Below are 24,295 nucleotides of genomic sequence, written 5' to 3'. Positions count from 1 at the left end.
GCGCGCAGGGCGCTGCGGCCCGCAATTGTAGGCCGCGCGCATGACGCACGTGAAAACGTGGATGGAACGCTGCGGACGGCGGGGCCGTCCGTAGATGGTCAGGCGACGACGCCCTCGGGCAACTGCATCGTGATGCAGTGCAGGCTGCCGTTCTGCCAGATCAGCGATCGGCAGGGCACCGGCACGATTTCGCGGCCCGGGAAGGCTTCGGCCAGCACGGCCTGCGCCTTGGCGTCGGCCGCGTCGCCATAGGCGGGCATCAGCACGGCGCCGTTGACGATCAGGAAATTGGCGTAGCTGGCGGCCAGGCGGCGGCCTTCGTCGACGATGGGCTGAGCCCACGGCAGCGGGAACAGGCGGTACGGCTTGCCGTCCTTCGTGCGCAGCGCGGCGATCTCTTCGCCCATCGCCTTGAGTTCGGCGTAGTGCGAGTCGGACGCGTCGTCGCAGGCCTGGAACACGATGGCGTCGTTCGGCGCGAAGCGGGCGAGGGTGTCGACGTGGGCGTCGGTGTCGTCGCCTTCCAGGTAGCCGTGGTCGAGCCACAGAACGCGGTCCTGCTGGAGCCAGTCCGCGAGCTTGCTGGTCAGCTCTTCGCGGGACGCCTCGGGGTGGCGCTCGTGCAGGCACTGCCAGGTGGTCAGCAGCGTGCCGTCGCCGTCGGTGTCGATCGCGCCGCCTTCCAGAGCAAAATCAATGGATTGGCGCGAACTCTTGAAGAAAAGTCCCGCGTCGGTCAGGCGCTCGACCAGCAGGTCGTCCTGGCTGGCATCGAACTTCCCGCCCCAGCCGGTGAAGCGGAAGTCGAGCAGGCGGAAGCTGTCGGCCTCGCGCAGGGTGATCGGGCCGGAGTCGCGCAGCCACGTATCGTCGTAGGGCGCTTCGACGAAGCGCACCTTCGACATGTCGATCCGGGCCGAGGACAGGCGCGCACGCGCGTACGCCTCCACGTCCTCGTCCGCCACGCACACGATCGCGTCCTGGAAGCGGGTAATGGCCGCGACTAAGGCGATGTAGGTTTCCTCGACTTCGCCCAGGCGATCGGCCCAGTCGGTGTCGGCATTGGGCCAGGCGATCAGGACGGCCGACTGGGGTTCCCACTCGGCGGGAAAGCGTGCGTGTGCGGTCTGGTTCATAGCCTCATCGGATGGCCGGCTTGGGCCCGATTTCCTCGGCGCTCGCCTTGTTGGCCACCACGTCGATCACCTTGTTCTTCTCGAAGTACACGGTGAAGGACGGATAGACCCAGCGATTGATGGTCGGCCACTGGCGCTTCTGTCCACCCTCGGCCTCCAGCTTCTGCGCGGGCGCGCCGTAGCTGGCTTCCACCTGCGCCATGGTCTGGCCACGTGCAGGCAGGACGGCCTGGTTTTCTTCCTGGACGCGCTCGACCAGCAAGGTGTCGGCCGAGGCGACACCGGACAGGGCGAGCACAGCGAACAGCGGAACGGCGACGATGCGATGCTTCATGACGAGCCCCCTAGAATCCCCTTGGTAGTGCGGGATTGTACGCACAACCCCCGACGGCCCGGCAGCGCGCGGCCGTCACGTTTTGGAGGTTTGGATCGAAGCGGCGAGAGCCGTTCTTCGCGCGGGGACGCCACAAAGCAGAAGGCCGCCCGGGGGCGGCCTCCGCTTCGCGTTTCAGTCCGGCGCCTGGGCGCCGAACGGATGGATCAGCGCTGACGCGCCTTGAAACGCGGGTTCGACTTGCAAATCACGAAGACCTTGCCACGGCGGCGAACGACCTTGCAGTCGCGGTGACGGGCCTTCGCCGACTTCAGAGAGGACAGGACCTTCATGACAGACCTCGGCTACAGGTAAATAGGTGGATACGGAACGAAGCCCGCGATTCTAGCCGGTAAATTCCCGATCGATCAAGTGGTTGCACGAAAGAATTGTCGTGGCCCGCCGTCGAGGCAGGGCGCACGCCCGCTTTTCGGGTCGCGCAGGCGGGGCTGCATAATGTTCGTATGAACAGCCCAAACCTGCAAAACAGCGTTCCCGTCCTCACCATCGACGGCCCCTCCGGCTCCGGCAAGGGCACCATCAGCCGTCTCGTCGCCGCCCGCCAGGGTTGGCACTACCTGGATTCCGGGGCCCTGTACCGCGCGGTCGCCGTGGCCGCCGGCTGGGCGGACGTCGATCTGGCCGATCCGGCGGCATTGGTGCGCTGCACCTTCGATACCCAGATCGAGTTCATCGAGGATCCGTCCACCCGCGAGCTGCGGATCGTGGTGAACGGGGTGGACGCCACCGACGAACTGCGCACCGAGACGGCCGGGGCGGCCGCGTCCGCCATTGCGGCCATTCCCGAGGTGCGGGCCGCCCTGAAGGACCGCCAGCGCGTCTTCCGGCAGCCCCCGGGCCTGGTGGCCGACGGGCGGGACATGGGCACGGTGATCTTCCCGGACGCCCCCTACAAGGTGTTTCTGACCGCCAGCGCCGAAGAAAGAGCGGAAAGGCGCTATAAGCAGTTGAAAGACAAGGGAGTTTCCGTTAATTTAGACGGTCTGCTGCGGGAGATCCTCGCCCGCGACGCCCGCGATGCCAGTCGCGCGGTGGCACCGTTGCGACCGGCCGATGACGCCGTTCGCATCGACACCACCGGTCTCGGCATTGAAGACGTCGTCGAACGCGTGCTGGCATTGCTGCCTGCGCGCTGAGTGCGTTTCGACCGCTGCAGAAGCAAGTGCCATCGCAATCCCGCGATGGTTCAACCACAACACATGGCGTGGCTTCATCGCGCCACACAACGGGTGGGTCGACCACGCGCTGCTTGATGCCTTCCAACGTGGATGGCCCTGACAGCCGGTGCGGCCCGTGTGTTCAACCGAGTATTTCAACAATGACCGAATCATTTGCCGAACTGTTTGAACAGAGCCAGACCAATCTGGCCAAGCTGAAGCCGGGCGCCATCGTCACCGGCGTCGTCGTGGAAGTCCGCGGCGACGTGGTGGTGATCAACGCCGGCCTGAAGTCTGAAGGCATCGTGCCGATCGAACAGTTCCGGAACGACGCCGGTGAGATCGACGTGGGCGTGGGCGACGAAGTCAAGGTCGCACTCGACTCGATCGAGAACGGCTTCGGCGAGACCGTGCTCTCGCGCGAGAAGGCCAAGCGCGCCATGGTGTGGGACGAACTCGAGCAGGCGCTCGAGAAGAACGAGACCATCACCGGCCGCATCAGCGGCAAGGTCAAGGGCGGTTTCACCGTCGACATTAAGGACGTGCGCGGCTTCCTGCCGGGCTCCCTGGTCGACGTGCGCCCGGTGCGCGACTCGGCTTACCTCGAGGGCAAGGAACTCGAGTTCAAGCTCATCAAGCTCGATCGCAAGCGCAACAACATCGTCGTCTCCCGCCGTGCGGTGGTCGAGAGCGAGTACAGCGTTGAGCGCGAGCAGCTGCTCGAGAAGCTGCAGGAAGGCGCGATCCTCAAGGGTGTGGTCAAGAACCTCACCGACTACGGCGCGTTCGTGGACCTGGGCGGCATCGACGGCCTGCTGCACATCACCGACATGGCGTGGAAGCGCGTGCGTCACCCGTCGGAAGTCGTGGAAGTCGGCCAGGAGCTGGACGTCCGCGTGCTCAAGTACGACCGCGAGCGCAACCGCGTCAGCCTCGGCCTGAAGCAGCTGGGCGAGGATCCGTGGGACAACATCGCCCGTCGCTACCCGGCTAACACCCGCGTGTTCGGCAAGGTCTCCAACGTCACCGATTACGGCGCGTTCGTCGAGATCGAGCCGGGCGTGGAAGGCCTGGTGCACGTGTCCGAGATGGACTGGACCAACAAGAACGTCAACCCGTCCAAGATCGTGCAGGTCGGCGACGAGGTTCAGGTCATGGTCCTGGACGTCGACGAGGAGCGTCGCCGCATCTCGCTGGGCATGAAGCAGGTCACCAGCAATCCGTGGGAAACCTTCGCCGCCATCCACAAGAAGGGCGACAAGGTGTCGGGCCAGATCAAGTCGATCACCGACTTCGGCATCTTCATCGGCCTGGACGGCGGTATCGATGGCCTGGTGCACCTGTCCGACCTCAGCTGGAACACCACCGGCGAAGACGTGGTCCGCAACTTCAAGAAGGGCGACACGCTGGAAGCCGTTGTTCTTGCCGTGGACCCGGAGCGCGAGCGCATCAGCCTGGGCGTCAAGCAGCTTGAGCAGGACCCGATGGGCCAGTACGTGGCGTCCAACGCCAAGGGCTCCATCGTCAAGGGCACCGTGAAGGAAGTCGACGCCAAGGGCGCGACCGTCGAACTGGACAATGGCGTGGAGGGCTACATCGCCGCCCGCGACATCGCCAAGGAGCGCGTCGAAGACGCTTCGCAGTACCTGAAGGTCGGCCAGGAAATCGAAGCCAAGATCATCGGCACGGACCGCAAGGGCCGTTCGATGCAGCTGTCGATCAAGGCCAAGGACGAAGCCGAGCAGCAGGAAGCCCTGGCGGATTACAACCGCGCCTCGGCCGATGCCTCCAGCGGCACGACCAAGCTGGGCGCGCTGCTGCGCGAGCAGCTGGGCAACAAGTCCGAGTAATACCCGCTGTAGCGTTGCAAACGAAGGCGGTCCGGCTCGTCCGGGCCGCCTTCGACATACGAGCCCCTCGCAACCGGCCGCCTTCGCGCGGCGATTCCAGCCCGAGCGTGCATGACCAAGTCCGAACTCATCGAGATCCTCTCCCAGCGTCAGGCCCATCTGAAGGGCGAGGACGTGGATCTGGCGGTGAAGGCGCTCCTGGAAATGATGGGAGGCTCGCTCGCCACCGGAGAGCGGATCGAAATCCGCGGCTTCGGCAGTTTTTCCCTGCATTACCGTCCGCCGCGCCTGGGCCGCAACCCGAAGACGGGCGAGTCCGTCGCGCTGCCGGGCAAGCACGTCCCGCACTTCAAGCCCGGCAAGGAACTGCGCGAGCGCGTCAGCGGCGTGGTGCCGCTGGACGAAGCCGAGTAGGGCAGGGCATCGCGGCGCCCTGGCGCCGTCCTTCCTCTGGACCTGCGAACAAGGTCCGTTAAGCTAACGCAGACCAACGCGGTCCCTGGAGGCCGTCATGCGCCTGCTCCGTTTCCTCATCGCGATCGCGTGTCTGGCGGCAGGTGCCATCGTGGGCGCGTTGAATCGCGCGCCGGTCATGGTCGATCTGGGATTCTCGCGGTTGTCGACCAACCTCGGCGTGTCGCTGCTGGTCGCACTGCTGTTGGGCGTGCTGATCGGTGGTCTGGCGATCAGCGCCAGCGTGGTCCTGCCGTTGCGCCGTCGCCTGGCGCGCGCCGAACGTCCGGGTGCGAACATCGCGCCCACTTCCGGAAGTTGATGCATGGCTTTCATCAGTGAGTGGTTCTGGTTCTTTCTTCTGCTGCCCATCGCGGCGGTCAGTGGCTGGATCATCGGCCGTCGTGGCGGCGAGCGGCATAGCGACACACAGGTCAGCCGGCTCTCGACGACCTACTTCCGCGGCCTGAACTACCTGCTCAACGAACAGCCCGACAAAGCGATCGAGCTATTCCTGCACATCGCCGAACTCGACAAGGACACTTTCGAAACCCAGGTCGCGCTCGGCCATCTGTTCCGTCGTCGCGGCGAGGTCGATCGCGCGATCCGTCTGCACCAGGCGCTGGTGCAGCGTCCGGGCCTGAGCGACCAGCAGCGCGTGCAGGCGTTGCTCGCGCTGGGCGAGGATTACATGCGCTCGGGTCTGCTCGATCGCGCCGAGACCGTCTTCTCCGATCTGGTCGCGCTGGACATGCGCGCGCCGCTGGCACTGCGTCATCTCATCGGCATCTACCAGTCCGAGCGCGACTGGGACAAGGCGATCGAGAATGCTCGCCGCTACGAAGAGGCCACGGGCGAGCCCATGGGCAAGCTCATCGCCCAGTTCGAATGCGAGCTGGCCGATCGCCATCGTGTTGCAGGCGACACCGACGCCGCGCGCGAAGCGGTCAAGCGCGCCTACGAGGCCGATGCCAACTCTGTTCGTGCCGGCATGATCGAGGGGCGTTTGGAAGTGGACGCAGGCAACGACGCCGGCGCGATCCGCGCATTCGAACGCGTGGCGCGTGTGGATCCGGACTACCTGCCGGAGATCCTGCCGTCGCTGCTGGATTGCTATGCCCGCGTGGGCGATGCCACCGGCGCGCGCGCGTTCCTGGCCGAAATGACCGAGCACTACCGCGGCATCGCGCCGGTGCTTGCGCTTACGCGCATGGTCGAAGGCGAAGAGGGTGTGCCGGCGGCACGCGCATACCTGGCGCGCCAGCTGAAGGATCGTCCTTCGGTGCGAGGCGAAGCGGCGCTGATCGACCTGACCCTGGCCGAGGGGGCCGATCCTGCGGCCACGCTGCACGATCTGAAGCACATCACCGACCAGTTGCTCGTGCGCAATCCGAGCTACCGGTGCAACCGTTGCGGTTTCGGTGCGCGCAGCCACCACTGGCAGTGCCCGAGCTGCAAGGAGTGGGGCACGATCAAGCCGCTGCTGAACTACGCGGTGGTCTGATCGCATGCTCGAATGGCTGGTGTTGCATTTCTGCATCGTGGTGGCGGGCACGTGGCTCGCGCGCCGTTACGCGATCCGGCAAGCGCTGGTGGACCAGCCCGGTGAGCGGCGCAGCCACACCGTGGCGACGCCGCGCGGCGGTGGCATCGCGATCGTGATCTCGCTGCTGGTCGCGGCGGCCGCGCTGGGAGTGCGCCATCCGGATCAGGCGCCTTTGATGCTCGCCTTCGGCATCGGGCTGCTGCTCGTGGCGGGCATTGGCTGGGTGGACGATCACCGGCCGTTGTCACCGTGGTTGCGCCTGGGCGTCCATGTCCTGGCATCGGCGCTTTTCGCGCTGGTCATCGGCGATGTGTACGACTCGGTGCTGGTGGGCGTTGCCGCGTTCGCCGGAACGCTGGTGCTGACCAACGTCTGGAACTTCATGGACGGTATCAACGGCCTGGCCGCGAGCCAGGCGCTGATCGCGGCCCTGGGACTGGCCGCACTGGCCGGCGGGGCCTGGAGCTTGTTGGCGCTGGCCCTGGCGGCAGGCTGCGCGGGCTTTCTTCCCTTCAATTTCCCGCGCGCGCGCATCTTCATGGGCGACGTAGGCAGCGGTGCGATCGGCTTTGCCCTGGGCGCCTTGTGCGCCGTGGCGGGCGCGCGCCTTGGCGACAAGGCGACACTGGTCCTGCTCCCGGTCTCGGTGTTCCTGGTCGACGCCGGCTTGACCCTCCTGCGTCGCCTCCTGCGAGGCGAGCGTTGGTGGACCCCTCATACACAGCATGCCTATCAGGCCTGGGCTCGAGGCACCGGTCACAGTCGCGTAACCCTTGCCTATGCAGCCATTTTGCTATTGGTCATACTTCTGGGCTGGGGGGTAGCACCGCGTGATGCGTTCTTCATCGCCGGTACCACAGCTGCGTGGTATATGTGCTGCGCTTTTTTTTGGCTTGCCCTGCAGAAGAAATTCTCGGGCGCAGCTTCCTGATTGAATATTGGCAGTTCGAAAGACGAAGAAGGGGCGAAGGATGAGCTCATGGCGTGATCGGTTGAAAGGCGGCCTGCCGCGCGTTGCGGTGGTTGCGCACGATCTCGCGATGGTCTGGGTTGTTTGGCAGGCCCTGCATCGTCTGCGTTGGGGCATCGAGGCCAATGCGCCTGCGATCCCGCTGTGGTCGGCCGAGATCGCCCTGGTCCTCGCGGCCCAGGGCCTGGTGTTCTGGCAGGTCGGCCTGTATCGAGGGCTTTGGCGCTTCGCCGGCGTTCCCGACCTTTGGAACATCCTGAAGGCATCGGTCCTGGGCTTGTTCGCCATCGTCCTGGGCCTGTTCCTCTACAACCGTCTGGGAACCGTCCCGCGCACCGTCCTGGTGCTGTATCCGCTCGTGCTGATGGGCATGCTCGGCGCGCCGCGACTGCTGTACCGCGCATGGAAGGACAGCCGCGTCGAATCGGCCACCAAGGCATCGGTGCGCATCCTCATTCTCGGCGCCGGGCATGCGGGTGAGGCGCTGGTGCGCGACCTGCGCCGTTCGGGTACCTATCAGCCGGTGGGTTTCCTCGACGACGCCGTGCGTCTGCGTGGGAGCAAGGTGCAAGGTGTGCCCGTGCTGGGCCGCGTGCAGGACGTTGCCGAGATCGCCCGCGAAACCGCGGCGAAGCTGCTGGTGATCGCCATGCCGTCCGCCGATGCCAATGCGCTGCAGCGCGTCGTGGTCGCCTGCGAACGCACCGGCCTGCCGTTCCGCATGGTGCCCAAGCTCCAGGATGTGCTCGAAGGCCGTTCGCTGCCGGGCGAGCTCAAGGAAGTCGCGATCGAAGACCTGCTCGGCCGCAAGCCCGTGCTTCCGGACTGGAAGGCGATTCGCGGCTGGCTCGGTGCGCGCTCGGTGCTGGTCACCGGTGCCGGTGGTTCGATCGGCTCGGAGCTTTGCCGTCAGTGCGCTCGTCACGGCGCGCGTCGCATCGCCCTGATCGAGATCGACGAACTTGCGCTGACCACGACCGAGGCCGCGCTCAAGCGCGACTTCCCGGACCTGGAGTACATCTCCGTCCTCGGTGACTGCGGCGATCCGGCCGTGATCGCGCACGCGCTCAAGCTCGCCGAGCCCGATGCCGTATTCCATGCTGCCGCGTACAAGCAGGTGCCGTTGCTCGAATTGCAGTTGCGAGAGGCGGTGCGCAACAACGTGTTGGCCACGGAGACCGTCGCCCGCGCTTGCCGTAACTCGGACGTGGGCACCTTCGTCCTCATCTCCACCGACAAGGCGGTCGATCCGGTCAACGTGCTGGGTGCGACCAAGCGGCTTGCCGAGATGGCCTGCCAGTCGCTGGCCGGCCAGCGCGCCACGCGCTTTGTGACCGTGCGGTTCGGCAACGTGCTCGATTCGGCCGGCAGCGTCGTGCCGCTGTTCCGCGAACAGATCCGCGCCGGTGGCCCGGTCACCGTGACCGATCCGGAGGTCACGCGATTCTTCATGACCATCCCCGAAGCCTGCCAGCTGATCCTGCAGGCCTCGGCGATCGGCACGCATGAAGCCATCTACACCCTCGACATGGGCGAGCCCGTGCCGATCCGCCTGCTCGCAGAGCAGATGATCCGCTTGGCTGGCAAGCATCCTGGGCGCGACATTGCCGTGGTTTACACCGGTCTGCGGCCCGGTGAAAAATTGCACGAGACGCTTTTCCACGCGGATGAGCGCTACCGTCAAACGGCACATCCCAAGATCCTGCAGGCCGAGCCGCGAGATGTTTCGGCCGCGCATATCGACAACGCGATCGGGCAGCTGCGCGACGCGAGTGTCCGTTACGACCTGGACCTGCTCGGCCACCTTCTGCGGATGGCCGTGCCGGAGTTCCAGCCGGTGGGTGCACATCCTGATTACCAGGAATCGGCCACCGTGGTGGCGTTTCCCGCACGTAACGCCAGGAAGGTTTGATGTCCGCACGCATTCGCAAGGCTGTTTTCCCGGTCGCCGGTCTGGGGACCCGCTTTCTCCCGGCCACCAAGACGGTTCCGAAGGAAATGCTGCCGATCATCGATCGGCCGCTGATCCAGTACGCGGTCGATGAGGCCATCGAGGCCGGTTGCGACACGCTGATCTTCGTGACCAACCGCTACAAGCACGCCGTCGCGGACTACTTCGACAAGGCCTACGAGCTTGAGCAGAAGCTTGAGCGCAGCGGCAAGACCGAACAGCTGGAACTGGTGCGCAACGTGCTCCCCGAAGGCGTGCGCGCAGTGTTCGTTACCCAGGCCGAAGCGCTGGGCCTGGGCCATGCCGTGTTGTGCGCGAAGCCGGTCGTGGGCGATGAGCCCTTCGCCGTGTTGCTGCCGGACGATCTCATCTGGAATCGCGGCCCGGGTGCACTCAAGCAGATGGCGGACGCGGCCGAAGCCACGGGCGCGAGCATGATCGCCGTGCAGGATGTTCCGCATGAGCAGACCGCGAGCTACGGCATCGTGGCTACCGACCCGTTCCAGTCGCGCCAGGGTCGCATCCGCGGCATCGTCGAGAAGCCCAAGCCCGAAGTGGCACCGAGCAACCTCGCCGTTGTAGGCCGCTACGTGCTCAATCCGCGCATTTTCTCGCTGCTGGAGTCCACGCAGCCCGGTGCCGGCGGCGAGATCCAGCTGACCGACGCCATCGCGGCGCTGCTGCAGGAAGAGGCGGTCAACGCGTACCGCTTCCAGGGCACGCGCTTCGACTGCGGCACGCACATTGGCCTCATCGAAGCCACGATCCGCTATGCGCTCGACCACGAGAAGCTGAGCGATTCGGCGCGTCAGCTGATGCAGAACGCGCTGTCCGAACTGGGCGTCGAAGAGCTGGGCTGAGCCCGCGCAGGAAGGCCCGTCGCGTCGCTAGACTGTGTGGATGCAAGCGGCCGCGTATCCGCCGGCCGCGAAGGTGTCCATGGCGATGACCGGCCTGAGTTCCAACTACTACACCGCGACCGTCCCCGAGCGTGAGCTCGGGTTCGGCCAGCTGCGTGGCGCGAGTTCCGCGAGCGTGTGCGTGGTCGGAGGCGGGTTCGCCGGCCTCAACACCGCGCTGGGCCTGGTCGAACGCGGGGTGCGCGATGTCGTCCTGCTGGAGTCGCACCGGGTGGGCTTTGGCGCGTCGGGGCGCAACGGCGGTTTCGTGTTCGGCGGGTTCTCGCGCGGCGAGGACAGCCTGATGCGTGAGCTGGGGCCCGATCGCGCGCGCCGCCTCTATACCGGTACCACGCAGGCGGTCGAACTGATCCGCGCCCGCACCGATCGTTACGCCATCGATTGCGACCGCGTCGACGCGGGCGTGCTGTGGGCCAACTGGTTCCGTGATCCTCGCGTGCTGCGTGAGCGACAGGCGCTGCTGCAGCGGAACTACGACGTGCATTGGGAATGGGTTGCGACTGAAAACCTGCGCGCACGGGTGCGGACGCAGCGCTACCACGATGGCCTCTTCGAGCCCCAGGCGTTCCATTTCCACCCACTGAAGTACGCACGTGGGATTGCCCGTGCGGCGATGGCGCAGGGTGTCGCGATCCACGAACAGTCGCCCGCCATCGCGCTGGAACGCAATGGTCGGGGATGGCGCGTGCGCACCCCTGATGGTGCGGTGGAGGCGGATCAGGTCGTGCTCGCCTGTGGCGGCTATCTGGCCGGATTGCGTGAGGAAGTGGATGCCGGCGTGCTGCCGATCGCGACCTACGTGATGGTGACGCAGCCCCTGGACGCGCGTCTGGACGAGATCATGACCATGCGCGCGGCCGTTTATGACACGCGCTTCGCTTTCGATTACTACCGCCCGTTGCCCGATACGCGGCTGCTGTGGGGCGGGCGCATTTCGGTGCGCGACCGTTCCCCAGCGGAAGTGGAGAAGCTGCTCTACGCCGACATGCTCAAGGTGTTCCCGCAACTGGATGGCGTGCGCATCGATCACGCCTGGTCCGGGCTGATGAGCTATGCGCGGCACCAGATGCCGCAACTGGGCGCGATCGATGATGGGCTGTGGTTGGCGCAGGCATTCGGTGGGCACGGAGTCGCACCGACGACGTTCGCGGGCGAACTGCTGGCCAGCGCAATCGCGCAGGGCGACGAACGCTGGCGCGAACTGAGCCACTATGGGCTGGTATCGGCGATGAAGCCCGTCGGCTTCATCGGCGCGCAACTGAGCTACTGGTGGGCCGAACTCCAGGACGAATGGAAAGACCGCGTGGAGCGGGCGAGGGCAGGATGAGCGAGACGATCAGCTGGGGCGACTTCGAGAAGGTGATGCTCTGCGCCGGCACGGTGCAGCGCGTGGAGGAGTTCCCCGAAGCACGCAAGCCCGCGTGGAAACTGTGGGTGGACTTCGGCCCGCATGGCGTGCGCAAGACCAGCGCGCAGGTCAGGCATCTTTACTCCGCCGAAGATCTCGTCGGCCGCCAGATCGTCGGCGTCATCAATTTTCCGCCCAAGCAGGTGGGACCGTTCATCTCGGAATTCCTGCTGACCGGATTCCCGACGGACGAGGGCGTGGTGATCACCACCATCGAGCGACCCGTCCCCAACGGAACCCGCATGGCCTGAGATCACGCAGACCCGCAAGCAAAGAAGGCGGCCGCGGCCGCCTTCTTTCGTTCCGTCGTCAGTGGACTTACTTCGCCGGCGTCACGCGGGCGTCTTCGCCGCTGCCCTGGATGAAGACCTTCTGTCCGACGCGCAGGTTGGTCGGCTCCTGTGTCACCGACACGAGCACGCCGTTGGTGAGTCGCACGATGATGTCGTGACCCGGAATCGGCTGCTGGTTGCGCCGCTGGACCTGGTTGCCGGTGACCGCGCCGCCGATCGTGCCGAGCACCATCGCCACATCGCGCCCGGTGCCGCCGCCGATCAGGCTGCCAACGCCCAGGCCGAGTGCGCCGCCGACCACTGCTCCCAGGCCCCGGGTCTTGGTGTTGGAGATCTGGACGTCGGTGATCTGCTCGATCACGCCGGAGCGGACTTCCACGGCGCCCTGCATGGAGCCGGGTGTGGTCGTGGCGCACGCCGCGAGCAGCGTCAGCAACATGGCGATCAACATGGAACGTGCGGGATTGCGCTTGAACATGGAGTTCTCCTTGTCGAAGGTCGAGCGGGGGCGAGGGCGTATGACTCCCGGCGTGGGAAGGGGGGCCCCCGGCGCCTGCCTGCGACACGACTTCAACGAGACGGCGCATCGTGATGCTCGGCTCAGCGGTGCGACAGCGACGTGAAGAGGGCGAGAAGGCCGCAACGCAAACGGGCGGCCTCGCGGCCGCCCGTTCGGGTACTGCATGCGTGCGGCGTCAGAGCGCTTCGAAAATACCCGCCGCGCCCATGCCGGTGCCGATGCACATCGTCACCATGCCGTACTTCTGCTGGCGGCGACGCATGCCGTGCACGATGGTCGCGGTGCGGATCGCACCGGTCGCGCCCAGCGGGTGGCCCAGTGCGATCGCGCCGCCCAGCGGATTGACCTTGGACGGATCCAGGCCGCTGTCGCGGATGACCGCCAGCGCCTGCGCGGCGAAGGCTTCGTTGAGCTCGATCCAGTCCAGCTGATCCTTCGTCAGACCCGCCTGCTTGAGCGCCTTCGGAATCGCCGCGATCGGGCCGATGCCCATCACTTCCGGCCGTACGCCGGCGACGGAGAAGCTGACGAAGCGCGCGAGCGGTGTCAGGCCGTAGTCCTTGATCGCCTGTTCCGACGCCAGCAGCACGCCGGCCGCGCCGTCGCTCATCTGCGAGCTGTTGCCCGCGGTGACGCTGCCGCCGAACTGGCCGTTGCGGAACACCGGGCGCAGCTTGGCGAGTCCTTCGATCGACGAATCCGGGCGCGGGCCTTCGTCGATCTCGACGATCGACTTCTTGACGCGCACGAGGTTGCCGGCCAGGTCGGGAATGCGCGAGATCACTTCATACGGCGTGATTTCGCTCTTGAACTCACCGGCCTGGATCGCCGCGATGGCCTTCTGGTGCGAAGCGAGCGCGAACGCGTCCTGCTCCTCGCGCGAGACCTTCCATTCCTCGGCGACCTTCTCGGCGGTGATGCCCATGCCGTAGGCGATGGCGACATTCTCGTCCTTTGCGAAGACCTGCGGACTGAGCGCGACCTTGTTGCCCATCATCGGCACCATCGACATCGACTCGGTGCCGCCGGCGAGCATGAGGTCGGCGTTGCCCAGACGGATCTGGTCGGCCGCCATCGCCACGGCCTGCAGGCCGGACGAGCAGAAACGGTTGATGGTCTGCGCGGCGATGGTGTTGGGCAGGCCGGCCAGCAGCGCGCCGATGCGCGCCACGTTCATGCCTTGCTCGCCTTCGGGCATGGCGCAGCCGATGATCGCGTCGTCGATGCGGCCCAGGTCGATGCCCGGTGCCTGCGCGACCACGGACTTGAGCACGTGGGCGAGCATTTCATCGGGACGGGTATTGCGGAACACGCCGCGCGGCGCCTTGCCGACCGGGGTGCGGGTGGCGGCGACGATGTAGGCGTCTTGGATTTGCTTGGTCATTGTCTGATTTCTCCCGTGACGGGATTCGAGATTCGGGATTGGGGATTCGATGAAAGCGGGAAGTGCGAGTTTCGGGAGCCGCTATTGCGAATCCCGAATCTCGAGTCCCGAATCTCAGTTCCTCAAGGGCTTGCCGGTCTTGAGCATGTGCGCGATGCGTTCCTGCGTCTTGGGCATCTGCGCCAGCGCGACGAAGTGTTCGCGTTCGAGCTTGAGCAGCCATTCCTCATCCACCAGCGCGCCACGATCGACTTCGCCGCCGCACAGCACGGTGGCGATGCGCGTGGCGATCTCGTAGTCGTGCTTGGAGATGAAGTAGCCCTCCAGCATGTTCACCAGCATCATCTTGAACGTGGCGATGCCGACGTCGCCGGCGACCTGGATGCGGCGTGCGGGCAGGGGCGGGCGGTAGCCGGATTCGGCCAGTGCGCGCGCCTGTGCCTTGGCGACGTGCAGCAGTTCGAAGGCGTTGAACACGACGGCGTCGCCCTCGCGCGCGAGCTTGAGTTCCTTCGCCTCGAACGCGGACGCGGACACCTTGCCCATCGCCACGCTTTCGAACGCGGTCTTGAGCTGCGCGAACACGTCGCCGCCCGGGCCGGCCGCTTCGGAGGCGCGCACGGCGAATTCCTTCAGGCCGCCGCCGGCCGGCAGCAGGCCGACGCCCGCTTCGACCAGGCCGATGTAGCTTTCCAGCGCGAACACGGACTTGGCCGCGTGCATCTGGAACTCGCAGCCGCCGCCCAGCGCCAGGCCGCGCACGGCCGCGACGACCGGCACCAGCGAATACTTGATGCGCTGGCTGGTGGCCTGGAAGTTGGCGACCATCGCCTCGAAGCCCTTCACGTCGCCGGCCTGCAACAGGCCCAGCGCACCGGCCAGGTCCGCGCCGGCGGAGAACGGTTCCTTCGGCTGCCAGATCACCAGGCCGGCGAAATCGCGCTCGGCGATGGAGACGGCTTCCTGCAGGCCGTTGAGCACGTGGTCGTTGACCGTGTGCATCTTGGTCTTGAAGCTGACGACGGCGATGTCGTCGCCTTCGTCGGCCCACATGCGGATGCCGTCGTTCTCGAACACCGTGCGGCCCTGCGAGAACTTCTCGCCGAGCACCGGGTCGGGGAAACGCTGGCGCGCATAGACCGGGTTCGACGAGCGCGGCACCTGCGCCTTGCGCGCGGGGCTGTAGCTGCCGTCCTTGTCGTGCACGCCGTCGCGGCCGTCGAACACCCAGTCCGGCAGCGGTGCGCTGCTCATGGCCTTGCCGGCCACGATGTCCTCGGCGATCCAGTCGGCAACCTGCTTCCAGCCCGCGGCCTGCCAGGTCTCGAACGGGCCCAGCGACCAGCCGTAACCCCAGCGCATGGCGAAGTCGACATCGCGCGCAGTTTCGGCAATTGATTCAAGGTGATAGGCGCTGTAGTGGAAGCTGTCGCGGAAGATCGCCCACAGGAACTGCGCCTGCGGATGCTCGCTGGCGCGCAGGGCGGCGAACTTCTTCGCCGGATCCTTTTCCTTGAGTAGGGCGGCGACACCGGCATCGAGCTCACCGGCCGAGGCGCGGAAGTCCTGCGCGGCCAGGTCGAGCACGAGGATGTCCTTGCCGCGCTTGGTGTACACGCCGGCGCCGGTCTTCTGGCCCAGCGCGCCTTTCTCGATCAGCGCCGCCAGCCACTTGGGCGCCTTGAAGTACTTGTGCCACGGATCGTCCGGCAGGGTGTCGGCCATGGTCTTGATGACGTGCGCCATCGTGTCCAGGCCGACCACGTCGGCGGTGCGGTAGGTGGCGGACTTCGGGCGGCCGATGGCCGGGCCGGTCAGCGCGTCGACCGTGTCGAAGCCCAGGCCGAACTGCTCGGTGTGGTGCATGGCGGCCAGCATCGAGAACACGCCGATGCGGTTCCCGATGAAGTTCGGGGTGTCCTTGGCGATCACCACGCCCTTGCCGAGCGTGGTGGTCAGGAAGGTTTCCAGCGCCGTCAGCACATCGGCGTCGGTGGTCTTGGCCGGGATCAGCTCAGCCAGGTGCATGTAACGAGGCGGATTGAAGAAGTGCACGCCGCAGAAGCGGTGGCGCAGCTGTTCCGGCAGCACTTCGGCCAGCTTGTTGATGCCCAGGCCCGAGGTGTTGCTGGCCAGGATCGTGTGCTCGGCCACGAACGGCGCGATCTTCTTGTAGAGGTCCTGCTTCCAGTCCATCCGCTCGGCGATGGCCTCGATGATCAGGTCGCAGCCACGCAGCTGTTCCAGGCCGGTCTCGTAGTTGGCCGGCGTGATGCGCTCGGCGAGCGACTTGCTGGCCAGCGGAGCGGGGCTGAGCTTGGCCAGATTGGCGATGGCCTTGCCGACCACGCCGTTGGGGTCGCCTTCCTTGGCCGGAAGGTCGAACAGGACGGTGTCGACGCCCGCGTTGGTCAGGTGGGCAGCGATCTGCGCGCCCATCACGCCGGCGCCGAGCACGGCGACGCGCCGTGCAAGCAGTTTATTAGACATGGTATGCAAGTCCTTGGTTTAGCAAGAAATCAAGATTTGAAACCGGCCGCGGCGAAGCGGATCAGCTCGCGTGCCGCGCGTTCGCGATGGGTCGCCTCGCTGACACCGGCGGGGCGCTTGATCAGCCCGAAATCCGCCATGGCATAGGTGAGGGCGCCGGCGAGGAAGTCCAAACGCCAGTACAGCTCTTCCTTGGTCAGGCCCGGGACGCAGCCGGCGATCGCCTTGGCGAAATCGCGCAGCACGTGGCCGTAGTGGTCCGACAGGAACTTGCGCAGGCGGTCGTTCTTTTCGGCATAGGCGCGGGCCACGACGCGGACGAAGGCGCCGCCGCCGTGGCGGTCCTGGGCCATCGCCAGCGCGGGCTGGACGAAGGCGGCCAGGATCGGCTCGAGTTCGCCCGGATGCTGTTCCAGCGCGGTTTTCAGCGCGCCCAGGCGCTGCGCGCTCATGTCGTCCATGCGGCGGCGGAACACCTCGTTGACAAGGTTCTCCTTGCTGCCGAAGTGGTAGTTGACCGCGGCAATGTTGACGTCCGCGCGGCTGGTGACCTGGCGCAGGGAGGTGCCGGTGAAGCCGAACTGGGCGAACAGCTCTTCGGCAGCGCCAAGAATTCGGTCCTTGGTGGAGAAATGGGCGGTCGTGGCCATGGGTCCTGCGGTGGGGCTGCGGTGGTGACGGAGGGTGAATCAAACGCTTGTTTGATGCTAGTGCTTGATGGCCTGAACCGTCAACGCACACCCGTCCCGGAGGCGCCGGAAGTCCGTGCAAATCCGCCGCGCGATCCGGTAGAATTACCGGAGCCTTGTGGGCTAAACCCGCGTCCTGACGCGGGTTTTTCTGTTATCCTCGGGCGCGAACCAGGCTGGTTCGGCGGCCCGCCTACCCGGAGAGATTCCATGGCGCTGGAGCGCACCCTTTCGATCATCAAGCCCGACGCCGTCGCGAAGAACGTCATCGGTGAGATCTACACCCGCTTCGAGAAGGCCGGCCTGAAGGTCGTCGCTTCGAAGATGAAGCACCTGTCGAAGCAGGAAGCCGAAGGTTTCTACGCCGTGCACCGCGAGCGTCCGTTCTTCAACGCACTCGTCGAGTTCATGATCTCGGGCCCGGTGATGATCCAGGCGCTCGAAGGCGAGGGCGCGGTGCTGAAGAACCGCGACCTGATGGGCGCCACCAATCCGAAGGACGCCGCGCCGGGCACGATCCGCGCCGACTTCGCCGACAGCATCGACGCCAACGCCGTGCACGGTTCGGACAGCCTGGAGAACGCCGCGATCGAAATCGCGTACTTCTTCCCGGCCACCGACGTGTTCGGTCGCTAAGGCGCATCCCGCGACAACGGCCATGACCACGCAACGCGAACGCATCGACCTCCAGCTTGCTGGCGACACGCCGGCAATGGATTCGGCCGCGCGCGTCGAAGCGGGCGTGGCCGCCAAGCACGCGGTCGAGTCGACGATGAATCCCGCGCCGGCCTCGGCCGGCGCGCGGACCAACCTGTTCGACCTCGACCGCGCCTCGCTCGAGCGTTTCTTCGAAGAGACGCTCGGCGAGAAGAAGTTCCGCGCGCACCAGGTGATGAAGTGGATCCACCACCGCTACGTCACCGATTTCGCCGACATGACCGATCTGGGCAAGGCGCTGCGCGCCAAGCTCGAGCAGCACGCTGAAGTCCGCGTGCCGCAGGTGGTGTTCGACAAGGCATCCACCGACGGCACGCACAAGTGGCTGCTCGGCATGGATCCCAAGAACGCCATCGAAACCGTGTACATCCCCGACAAGGGGCGCGGCACGTTGTGCGTGTCCTCGCAGGTGGGCTGCGCGCTCAACTGCCAGTTCTGTTCCACCGCCACCCAGGGCTTCAACCGCAACCTCTCCACCGCCGAGATCATCGGCCAGGTGTGGGTCGCCGCGCGCCACCTGGGCAACGTCCCGCATCAGCAGCGCCGACTCACCAACGTAGTGATGATGGGCATGGGCGAGCCGCTGGCGAATTTCGACAACGTCGTGCGCGCGATGAGCATCATGCGCGACGACCTGGGCTACGGCCTGGCGAACAAGCGCGTCACGCTCTCGACCGCCGGCATGGTGCCGATGATCGACCGCCTCGCGCTGGAGAGCGACGTCTCGCTCGCCGTCTCGCTGCACGCGCCCAACGATGAGCTGCGCAGCGAGTTGGTGCCGCTCAACAAGAAGTACCCGATCGAGCAGTTGATGGACGCCTGCGTGCGCTATGCGCTGCGCAAGCGCGGCACGTCGGTCACCTTCGAGTACACGCTCATGAAGGGCGTGAACGATCAGCCGCAGCACGCGCGCCAGTTGCTGCGCCTGTTGCGCCAGTTCGACAACGCCGTGCAGATGAAGGACGCGGCGAAGGTCAACCTGATCCCGTTCAACCCGTTCCCCGGCACCCGTTTCGAGCGCCCGGACGACGCGGCCATCCGTGCCTTCCAGAAGCTGCTCAACGAGGCCGGGATGATCGCCCCGGTGCGCCGCACCCGCGGCGACGACATCGATGCCGCCTGCGGTCAGCTCAAGGGGCAGGTCATGGACCGCACCCGGCGCCAGGCGGAATTCCAGAAACAACTGAAGGCGCAGGGCCTCGGCAACGAGGCGGCGTGATGTCAGGAGCCCGCTAAGCATGGATGTCCGCGGCCGACCGCTGAACCTCACGATCACGACCGTCATGGCGGTCGCAGTGCTGGCGGCCGGTGCGTGCAGCCGCACGCCGTACATCAAGCAGGACTTCAAGCGGCAGGACTTCGAGCGGACCTCGCCGGAGGTCAACGTCAGCGGCACCGAGCGCACCAAGGGGGCCGTGACCGCCGCGCGCTCGCTGGAGCTGGCGCAGATGCGACTGATCGCGGGCGACTACGCCGCTGCCGAGAAGGAAGCGCTCAAGGCGCTGAAGCTGGATCCGAATTCCGCCGACGCCGAGACCGTACTGGCTGCCGCTGCCACCCGCCGCGGGGACCAGGCCGAAGCCGGTCGCCACTACCTGCGCGCGACCGAGCTGGCCCCGGGCAACGGCGCCGTGCAGAACAACTACGGCGTGTGGCTGTGCCGCCAGGGCCGGGCCGCCGAGTCGCTGGCCTGGTTCGACAAGGCCCTCACCGACACCCGCTACACCACACCGTCGGTGGCGCTGGCCAATTCCGGCAGTTGCGCAGCTCGCGCCGGCCAGGATGCCCGCGCCGGTCGCGACCTGCGCCGCGCCATCGCGCTCGACCCGCAGAACGCGACTGCGCTCGGGGCGCTCGCGGAGCTTGAGTTCCGTCAAGGAAACGCATTCGAAGCGCGTGCATTCTCCGAGCGCCGCTTGTCGGCTGCACCAGCCGATCGCGCTGCGTTGCAGCTTGCGTCACAGATCGAAGAGAAACTCGGCGACACGGTAGCCGCCGCAAGATACGTTCAGCGAATGAGGGCGGAGTTCCCGCAGACGCAGGGCTCCGGCATGGGGGATGACGGAAAGCGATGAACTCGAACCAACTCGCGCCTGAGATGGGCGCCAGCATAGGCGTGCGTCTGAAGCAGGCCCGCGAAGAGGCGGGGCTGTCGCAGGAGGACGTCGCTGCCAGTCTGAAGATTCCGGTCAAGGTGATCCGGCAACTCGAATCGGGGGATTCGAGTCAGCTCGGCGCACCGGTCTTTGTCCGTGGTCAGCTGCGCAGCTATGCCCGCCTGCTCGGGGTCACCCTCGAGGAAGAGCTGGGGCAGGCCGCCCGCCCGATCGCACCGTCCGAACTGGTCAGCCACACGCACACGCCACGCTATCGCCGCGTGTTCGAGCAGGCCACCCGGCGCGCGATCTATATCGTGCTGACGGCGGCCATCGCGGTGCCGATCTGGATGGCCTCGCGCGAACTCAAGAAGGACGACACCCAGGTCGAGACGCTGGACGTGGCGACCGCTCCCGCAGGTGACGCGACAAATGCCCAGCCGGCCGCGCCGACGCCGGGACATCGCACGCCGCTGGTCGCCTCCATGGCGACGTTGCCGAGCCAGCCCGCCGCCACGCAGCCGGCGTTGTCGCTCACTTTCACCGGCAACAGCTGGGTCGAAGTGCGTGGCGCTGACGGCCGCGTGCTTGAGAGCGGTGAGCTGGGCACGGGTCAGCAGCGCAATTACACGGTCGGCGAAGTCTCGCGCATCGTGCTCGGCAATTCTTCGGCGGTCCAAGTCCGCCAGGCCGGCCGCACCGTCGATCTGACGCCGTTCAGCCGAGCGAACGTGGCGCGCTTTACGCTATCCTCTGACGGTTCCCTCACGCCGGGCGACTGACCGGCACCGCGGGAAATCCTCACCGCACCGGCCTGCATCGCGGGCCGGTGTTCCTCATTGGATTCCCGCCTTCGTGGCGGGCGACAGAGCATGGCAGCCAGCGAATGGCGATTGACGATCTTCTCGACGAACACGAACAAAGCGAACGCGTCCTGCAGTGGCTGCGCAACAACGGCGCCGGCCTGATTGGTGGTATCGCGCTGGGTCTGGCGGCGATCGGCGGCTGGAAGTGGTGGGAACACCGCGGCGAGCAGCAGCGCATGGACACGGCCACGCAGTACCAGTCCGCGCTGGATGCGATCGAAGCCAAGGACAAGGGCGCCGATGCCAAGGTCAAGGCATTGGCCGACGGCAGCAGCTACCACGCGCTGGCCTCGCTGGAACTGGCGCGCTCGCAGGTCGACGCGAAGCAGAACGACGCCGCCCTGGCCACGCTGCGCGGCATCCACAGCAACGACCCGGCGATCATGCAGATCGTCAACCTGCGCATCGCACGCTTGCTGATCGAGAGCAAGCAGGCCGACGCAGCACTGAAGCTGGTCGCCGACGCGGATACCGCGTCCGGCATCGAAGTTCGCGGCGACGCCCATCTGGCGCTCGGACAGAAGGAACAGGCGCGCACGGCGTACACCGAGGCGATGGCCAAGCTCGACGTGGCTTCGCCGCACCGCCGCCTGCTCGAACTCAAGCTCACCGAAGTCGGCGGCACGCCCGCCAAGCCCGAGGCCAAGTCCTGATGAAGCACCGCTCCATGCTGCTGCGTACCTCCGTCGTGCTGTTGTGCGCTGCTTCGCTCGCCGGCTGCTCGACGATCAAGGGCTGGTTCGGCGGCGACAAGAAGAAGGACGACGGCAAGCCCAACGAGCCGACCGAACTGACCGACATCACGCCTTCGGTGACGGTGTCCAAGATCTGGTCGGCGAATGCGGGCAAGGGCGAGGGCCGGATCGGCGTGCGCCAGGGGCCGATCGTGGCCAATGGGCGCGTCTTCGCGGCGGCCATCGAAGGCGGCGTGCACGCCTTCGACCTGCAGACCGGCAAGCAGGTCTGGGAGTACCGCACCGAAAAGAAGAGCAACGTGCGCCTGTCCGGTGGTCCCGGCGTGGGCGAGGGGCTGGTCGTGATCGGCGGGCTGGACGGCGAGGTCATCGCCCTCGACGAAAACACCGGTGAGCTGAAGTGGCAGGCCAAGGTGCCCAACGAGGTCATCGCGGCGCCGGCCATCGGCATGGGCTCGGTGTTCGTGCGCTCCAACGACGGCCGCGTCACCGCTTTCGACGCCGCCAACGGCGAACGCCGCTGGTTCTGGGTGCAGGAAGTGCCGATGCTGTCCGTACGCGGCAACGATGGCCCGGTGCTCGGCCCCGGCTATGTCTTCATCGGCAACGATGACGGCACGGTCTCGGCGCTGTCGGCCACCGACGGCCGCCCGATGTGGGAACAGGCCGTCGCACAGCCGGAAGGTCGAACCGAACTGGATCGCATGGCCGACGTCGACGGAACGCCGGTGCTGGAAGGCACCATGCTCTTCGCGACCAGCTTCAAGAAGCAGACCGTGGCGATCGATGCGCCCAGCGGCCGCCCGATGTGGTCGGCCGAGCACGGTGGCGCCGGCCGCGTCGGCCTGGGCAGCGACCGCATCGTGGTCACCGACTCCACCGGCGCTGTCTTCGGCCTGGACAAGAACAGCGGTGGCGCCTTGTGGCAGCAGCCCGGGCTGGTTCGCCGCAACGTGACCGGCGCGGCGGTGCAGGGCGATTTCGCCGTGGTCGCCGATTTCGATGGCTACGTGCACTGGCTGAAGCTGGACAACGGCGAGTTCGCCGCACGCCAGCGCGTCGGCGGCAAGGCGGTGAAGGCCGCCCCGGTGGTCGCCGACGGCATCGCCATCGTGCAGAACGTCAACGGCGAGCTGACCGCCTTCCGCCTGCAGTAACCGCGCCCTCGGCGCACGGCGGGGCACGCAACGGTCCGGGTGACGAACCCGGGCCGTTTCCCTTTTCACGCCCGGGCCGTCATCATGGCCGCCCCGGCCCGGTGCTCATCGGTCCCGATGCGCGCCGGAGGATTCGCCATCCAGGGCGCCACGCCCGGCGAATCCCCACTCCTCATCTCCAATCCGGCTCTTTCACCATGCTTCCGCTCGTCGCCCTCGTTGGCCGTCCCAACGTCGGAAAGTCCACTCTGTTCAATGCGCTCACGCGCACCCGCGACGCCCTGGTCCATGACCAGCCCGGTGTCACGCGCGATCGCAACTACGGCGTGGCCCGGCCGGAGGGCAAGCGTGCCTTCGCCGTCGTCGACACCGGCGGCATCGCCGGCGAGGACGAGGGGCTGGCCGGCGCCACGGCGCGGCAGGCGCGCGCGGCGGCAGAGGAAGCCGACCTGGTGCTGTTCGTGGTCGATGGCCGCGAAGGCGCCTCGGCGCTGGACGACGACATCCTGGCCTGGCTGCGCAAGACCGCGCGCCCGGCGATGCTGGTGGTGAACAAGACCGACGGCCTCGACGCGCAGTCCGCGATCAACGAATTCGCCCGCTACGGCATCACCGACGTCGTCGCCGTGTCCTCGGCGCACCGCCAGGGCATCGACACGCTGATCGACAGCGTCCTGGCGCGCGTGCCGGAAGAAGGCACGGCCACCGAACTGGATGCCGATCCCGCGCGCATCCGCGTGGCCTTCATCGGCCGCCCGAACGTGGGCAAGTCGACGCTGGTCAACCGCCTGCTGGGCGAGGAGCGGATGATCGCCTCCGAAGTCCCCGGCACCACGCGTGACTCGGTTTCCATCGACATGGAGCGCGACGGCCGCCTGTATCGCCTGATCGACACTGCCGGCCTGCGCCGCAAGTCGCGCGTGGACGAGGCGGTGGAGAAGTTCTCCATCGTCAAGACGCTGCAGGCGATCGAGCAGTGCCAGGTCGCCGTGATCATGCTCGACGCCGGCGAGGGCATCACCGACCAGGACGCCACCGTGCTCGGCTATGCGCTGGACGCAGGCCGCGCGCTCGTGGTTGCCGTGAACAAGTGGGACGGACAGACCGACTACCAGCGCCAGCAGACCGAGGCGCTGCTGGCGCGCAAGCTCGGCTTCGTGGACTGGGCCGAAGCGGTGCGCATCAGCGCCAAGCACGGCTCGGGCCTGCGCGAACTGTTCCGCGCGATCCACCGCGCGCACGCGTCGGCCACGCACGAATTCAGCACCAGCGAAGTCAACAAGGCGCTGGAAGTCGCGTACGAAACCAACCCGCCGCCGACAGTGCGCGGCCACGTCGCCAAGCTGCGCTATGCGCATCCGGCGGCGAACAATCCGCCGACCTTCGTCGTGCACGGCACGCGCCTGCGCACGCTCAGCGACACCTACAAGCGCTATCTGGAGAACTTCTTCCGCAAGCGCTTCAAGCTGGTGGGCACGCCGGTACGCTTCGTCTTCAAGGAAGGCACCAACCCGTATGAAGGCAAGAAGAACGTGCTGACCGAGCGTCAGGTCGCGAAGAAGCGGCGCATGATCCGGCACGTGAAGAAGGGCAAGTAACGCAG

The 24,295-nt window shown here is 66.6% G+C and carries 24 protein-coding genes; 17 read left to right on the top strand and 7 right to left on the bottom strand.

The window, feature by feature from the left end; all coding sequences use genetic code 11:
* Window positions 1-98 precede the first annotated feature (98 nt).
* The 3 genes from JI752_RS00630 to ykgO form a co-directional block, all read right to left on the bottom strand.
* Window positions 99-1,136, bottom strand: coding sequence for an agmatine deiminase family protein (locus JI752_RS00630; protein ID WP_216957992.1), 1,038 nt, complete (start codon window positions 1,134-1,136; stop codon window positions 99-101).
* A gap of 4 nt (window positions 1,137-1,140) precedes the next feature.
* The gene (locus JI752_RS00625) at window positions 1,141-1,470 is read right to left on the bottom strand and encodes a hypothetical protein (RefSeq protein WP_216957990.1); all 330 of its coding nucleotides are present in this window, start codon (window positions 1,468-1,470) and stop codon (window positions 1,141-1,143) included.
* Between the two features lie 206 nt (window positions 1,471-1,676).
* Window positions 1,677-1,802 carry a type B 50S ribosomal protein L36 gene (ykgO, locus tag JI752_RS00620; protein WP_010342887.1) on the bottom strand — a complete coding sequence of 42 codons (126 nt, stop codon included), beginning with the start codon at window positions 1,800-1,802 and terminating at the stop codon, window positions 1,677-1,679.
* A gap of 186 nt (window positions 1,803-1,988) precedes the next feature.
* Between ykgO and cmk the strand changes: the two genes are divergently transcribed.
* From cmk to JI752_RS00570, 10 genes are all read left to right on the top strand, one after another.
* Window positions 1,989-2,666, top strand: coding sequence for a (d)CMP kinase (gene cmk / locus JI752_RS00615; RefSeq protein ID WP_305799227.1), 678 nt, complete (start codon window positions 1,989-1,991; stop codon window positions 2,664-2,666).
* A 182-nt stretch (window positions 2,667-2,848) separates the two neighbouring features.
* The gene (gene rpsA / locus JI752_RS00610) at window positions 2,849-4,537 is read left to right on the top strand and encodes a 30S ribosomal protein S1 (protein WP_216957986.1); all 1,689 of its coding nucleotides are present in this window, start codon (window positions 2,849-2,851) and stop codon (window positions 4,535-4,537) included.
* A 93-nt stretch (window positions 4,538-4,630) separates the two neighbouring features.
* On the top strand, window positions 4,631-4,951 hold the full coding sequence (locus tag JI752_RS00605) for an integration host factor subunit beta (protein WP_216961677.1): 321 nt from the start codon (window positions 4,631-4,633) through the stop codon (window positions 4,949-4,951).
* A gap of 97 nt (window positions 4,952-5,048) precedes the next feature.
* Window positions 5,049-5,312: a lipopolysaccharide assembly protein LapA domain-containing protein gene (locus tag JI752_RS00600; protein WP_216957984.1), complete on the top strand. Its 264-nt coding sequence runs from the start codon at window positions 5,049-5,051 to the stop codon at window positions 5,310-5,312.
* A gap of 3 nt (window positions 5,313-5,315) precedes the next feature.
* On the top strand, window positions 5,316-6,494 hold the full coding sequence (gene lapB / locus JI752_RS00595; RefSeq protein ID WP_216957982.1) for a lipopolysaccharide assembly protein LapB: 1,179 nt from the start codon (window positions 5,316-5,318) through the stop codon (window positions 6,492-6,494).
* A gap of 4 nt (window positions 6,495-6,498) precedes the next feature.
* Window positions 6,499-7,467 carry a lipopolysaccharide biosynthesis protein gene (locus JI752_RS00590; protein WP_216957979.1) on the top strand — a complete coding sequence of 323 codons (969 nt, stop codon included), beginning with the start codon at window positions 6,499-6,501 and terminating at the stop codon, window positions 7,465-7,467.
* A gap of 40 nt (window positions 7,468-7,507) precedes the next feature.
* A complete protein-coding gene (locus JI752_RS00585) occupies window positions 7,508-9,418 on the top strand; it encodes a nucleoside-diphosphate sugar epimerase/dehydratase (RefSeq protein ID WP_216957977.1) in 1,911 nt (636 codons plus the stop codon).
* The gene (galU, locus tag JI752_RS00580; RefSeq protein ID WP_216957976.1) at window positions 9,418-10,317 is read left to right on the top strand and encodes a UTP--glucose-1-phosphate uridylyltransferase GalU; all 900 of its coding nucleotides are present in this window, start codon (window positions 9,418-9,420) and stop codon (window positions 10,315-10,317) included. Before JI752_RS00585 ends, galU begins: the two co-directional genes overlap by 1 nt.
* A 40-nt stretch (window positions 10,318-10,357) precedes the next feature.
* Window positions 10,358-11,704, top strand: coding sequence for an FAD-binding oxidoreductase (locus JI752_RS00575; protein ID WP_254200123.1), 1,347 nt, complete (start codon window positions 10,358-10,360; stop codon window positions 11,702-11,704).
* Window positions 11,701-12,036, top strand: a complete 336-nt coding sequence (locus JI752_RS00570) for a tRNA-binding protein (RefSeq protein ID WP_216957974.1) — start codon at window positions 11,701-11,703, stop codon at window positions 12,034-12,036. The genes JI752_RS00575 and JI752_RS00570 overlap by 4 nt, the downstream gene beginning before the upstream one ends.
* A gap of 67 nt (window positions 12,037-12,103) precedes the next feature.
* Here the strand turns inward: JI752_RS00570 and JI752_RS00565 are convergent, their stop codons facing one another.
* From JI752_RS00565 to JI752_RS00550, 4 genes are all read right to left on the bottom strand, one after another.
* Window positions 12,104-12,556 (bottom strand): glycine zipper 2TM domain-containing protein, encoded by a 453-nt coding sequence (locus JI752_RS00565; RefSeq protein ID WP_254200121.1) that lies wholly within the window; start codon window positions 12,554-12,556, stop codon window positions 12,104-12,106.
* Between the two features lie 217 nt (window positions 12,557-12,773).
* Entirely contained in the window at window positions 12,774-13,982 is a 1,209-nt protein-coding gene (locus JI752_RS00560) for an acetyl-CoA C-acyltransferase (RefSeq protein ID WP_216957972.1), read from the bottom strand.
* A 114-nt stretch (window positions 13,983-14,096) separates the two neighbouring features.
* Window positions 14,097-16,472 (bottom strand): 3-hydroxyacyl-CoA dehydrogenase/enoyl-CoA hydratase family protein, encoded by a 2,376-nt coding sequence (locus JI752_RS00555; protein ID WP_216957970.1) that lies wholly within the window; start codon window positions 16,470-16,472, stop codon window positions 14,097-14,099.
* 29 nt (window positions 16,473-16,501) lie between these two features.
* Entirely contained in the window at window positions 16,502-17,122 is a 621-nt protein-coding gene (locus JI752_RS00550; protein WP_216957968.1) for a TetR family transcriptional regulator, read from the bottom strand.
* Window positions 17,123-17,371: 249 nt separating this feature from the next.
* Between JI752_RS00550 and ndk the strand changes: the two genes are divergently transcribed.
* The 7 genes from ndk (at window position 17,372) to der (ending at window position 24,290) form a co-directional block, all read left to right on the top strand.
* Window positions 17,372-17,797, top strand: coding sequence for a nucleoside-diphosphate kinase (gene ndk, locus JI752_RS00545; RefSeq protein ID WP_216957966.1), 426 nt, complete (start codon window positions 17,372-17,374; stop codon window positions 17,795-17,797).
* Window positions 17,798-17,933: 136 nt separating this feature from the next.
* Complete coding sequence (gene rlmN / locus JI752_RS00540) at window positions 17,934-19,097, top strand: 23S rRNA (adenine(2503)-C(2))-methyltransferase RlmN (protein ID WP_216961669.1); 1,164 nt, start codon at window positions 17,934-17,936, stop codon at window positions 19,095-19,097.
* A gap of 19 nt (window positions 19,098-19,116) precedes the next feature.
* The gene (gene pilW, locus JI752_RS00535; protein WP_254200119.1) at window positions 19,117-19,953 is read left to right on the top strand and encodes a type IV pilus biogenesis/stability protein PilW; all 837 of its coding nucleotides are present in this window, start codon (window positions 19,117-19,119) and stop codon (window positions 19,951-19,953) included.
* Window positions 19,950-20,756, top strand: a complete 807-nt coding sequence (locus JI752_RS00530; RefSeq protein ID WP_216957963.1) for a RodZ domain-containing protein — start codon at window positions 19,950-19,952, stop codon at window positions 20,754-20,756. Before pilW ends, JI752_RS00530 begins: the two co-directional genes overlap by 4 nt.
* Window positions 20,757-20,860: 104 nt before the next feature.
* Complete coding sequence (locus JI752_RS00525) at window positions 20,861-21,493, top strand: tetratricopeptide repeat protein (protein ID WP_216957962.1); 633 nt, start codon at window positions 20,861-20,863, stop codon at window positions 21,491-21,493.
* On the top strand, window positions 21,493-22,692 hold the full coding sequence (bamB, locus tag JI752_RS00520; protein WP_216957960.1) for an outer membrane protein assembly factor BamB: 1,200 nt from the start codon (window positions 21,493-21,495) through the stop codon (window positions 22,690-22,692). Before JI752_RS00525 ends, bamB begins: the two co-directional genes overlap by 1 nt.
* A 197-nt stretch (window positions 22,693-22,889) precedes the next feature.
* A complete protein-coding gene (gene der / locus JI752_RS00515) occupies window positions 22,890-24,290 on the top strand; it encodes a ribosome biogenesis GTPase Der (protein WP_216957958.1) in 1,401 nt (466 codons plus the stop codon).
* The last annotated feature ends 5 nt before the right edge of the window (window positions 24,291-24,295 follow it).

The sequence above is a fragment of the Lysobacter sp. MMG2 genome (assembly GCF_016735495.2).
Taxonomy (GTDB): domain Bacteria; phylum Pseudomonadota; class Gammaproteobacteria; order Xanthomonadales; family Xanthomonadaceae; genus Lysobacter_J.
Note: the sequence above shows the minus strand (reverse complement) of the source record. Positions and strands in the feature narration are given on the sequence as shown.

Coding starts and splice junctions, on each gene's coding strand:
- JI752_RS00630 (WP_216957992.1), bottom strand. CDS start 1,136: ATGAACCAGACCGCACACGCACGCTTTCCCGCCGAGTGGGAACCCCAG.
- JI752_RS00625 (WP_216957990.1), bottom strand. CDS start 1,470: ATGAAGCATCGCATCGTCGCCGTTCCGCTGTTCGCTGTGCTCGCCCTG.
- ykgO (WP_010342887.1), bottom strand. CDS start 1,802: ATGAAGGTCCTGTCCTCTCTGAAGTCGGCGAAGGCCCGTCACCGCGAC.
- rpsA (WP_216957986.1), top strand. CDS start 2,849: ATGACCGAATCATTTGCCGAACTGTTTGAACAGAGCCAGACCAATCTG.
- JI752_RS00600 (WP_216957984.1), top strand. CDS start 5,049: ATGCGCCTGCTCCGTTTCCTCATCGCGATCGCGTGTCTGGCGGCAGGT.
- lapB (WP_216957982.1), top strand. CDS start 5,316: ATGGCTTTCATCAGTGAGTGGTTCTGGTTCTTTCTTCTGCTGCCCATC.
- JI752_RS00590 (WP_216957979.1), top strand. CDS start 6,499: ATGCTCGAATGGCTGGTGTTGCATTTCTGCATCGTGGTGGCGGGCACG.
- JI752_RS00585 (WP_216957977.1), top strand. CDS start 7,508: ATGAGCTCATGGCGTGATCGGTTGAAAGGCGGCCTGCCGCGCGTTGCG.
- galU (WP_216957976.1), top strand. CDS start 9,418: ATGTCCGCACGCATTCGCAAGGCTGTTTTCCCGGTCGCCGGTCTGGGG.
- JI752_RS00575 (WP_254200123.1), top strand. CDS start 10,358: ATGCAAGCGGCCGCGTATCCGCCGGCCGCGAAGGTGTCCATGGCGATG.
- JI752_RS00570 (WP_216957974.1), top strand. CDS start 11,701: ATGAGCGAGACGATCAGCTGGGGCGACTTCGAGAAGGTGATGCTCTGC.
- JI752_RS00565 (WP_254200121.1), bottom strand. CDS start 12,556: ATGTTCAAGCGCAATCCCGCACGTTCCATGTTGATCGCCATGTTGCTG.
- JI752_RS00560 (WP_216957972.1), bottom strand. CDS start 13,982: ATGACCAAGCAAATCCAAGACGCCTACATCGTCGCCGCCACCCGCACC.
- JI752_RS00555 (WP_216957970.1), bottom strand. CDS start 16,472: ATGTCTAATAAACTGCTTGCACGGCGCGTCGCCGTGCTCGGCGCCGGC.
- JI752_RS00550 (WP_216957968.1), bottom strand. CDS start 17,122: ATGGCCACGACCGCCCATTTCTCCACCAAGGACCGAATTCTTGGCGCT.
- ndk (WP_216957966.1), top strand. CDS start 17,372: ATGGCGCTGGAGCGCACCCTTTCGATCATCAAGCCCGACGCCGTCGCG.
- rlmN (WP_216961669.1), top strand. CDS start 17,934: ATGAATCCCGCGCCGGCCTCGGCCGGCGCGCGGACCAACCTGTTCGAC.
- pilW (WP_254200119.1), top strand. CDS start 19,117: ATGGATGTCCGCGGCCGACCGCTGAACCTCACGATCACGACCGTCATG.
- JI752_RS00530 (WP_216957963.1), top strand. CDS start 19,950: ATGAACTCGAACCAACTCGCGCCTGAGATGGGCGCCAGCATAGGCGTG.
- JI752_RS00525 (WP_216957962.1), top strand. CDS start 20,861: ATGGCGATTGACGATCTTCTCGACGAACACGAACAAAGCGAACGCGTC.
- bamB (WP_216957960.1), top strand. CDS start 21,493: ATGAAGCACCGCTCCATGCTGCTGCGTACCTCCGTCGTGCTGTTGTGC.
- der (WP_216957958.1), top strand. CDS start 22,890: ATGCTTCCGCTCGTCGCCCTCGTTGGCCGTCCCAACGTCGGAAAGTCC.